Annotated in this window: 1 protein-coding gene; it reads left to right on the plus strand. The window is 61.3% G+C overall.

Annotated features, from left to right (window positions below):
- Positions 1-287 (plus strand): SDR family NAD(P)-dependent oxidoreductase (locus EN857_RS34230; RefSeq protein WP_135897743.1); only part of this gene is annotated, 287 nt, incomplete at both ends.

Raw genomic sequence — 287 nt, forward strand, 5'->3', positions numbered from 1 at the left:
AGGGCATTGGCCGTTGCATGTCCGATGCCCTGCAGAGCGCTGGTTTTCGTGTGTTCGGCACCAGCCGTCGCGCGATCGCTGGAAAAAGCGACGGCGTGACGATGCTGACCTGCGACGTGACCGATGACACATCCGTGTCACAGCTGGTCGACGATGTGCTGGCCGAAACCGGGCGCATCGACCTGCTTGTCAACAATGCCGGTATGGGCCTGTTTGGCGCGGCCGAGGAATCCTCGACTGTTCAGGCTCAGGCGCTGTTCGACGTGAACGTCTTTGGCGTTTTCCGC

Source organism: Mesorhizobium sp. M4B.F.Ca.ET.214.01.1.1, from assembly GCF_004791545.1.
Taxonomy (GTDB): Bacteria; Pseudomonadota; Alphaproteobacteria; order Rhizobiales; family Rhizobiaceae; genus Mesorhizobium; species Mesorhizobium abyssinicae.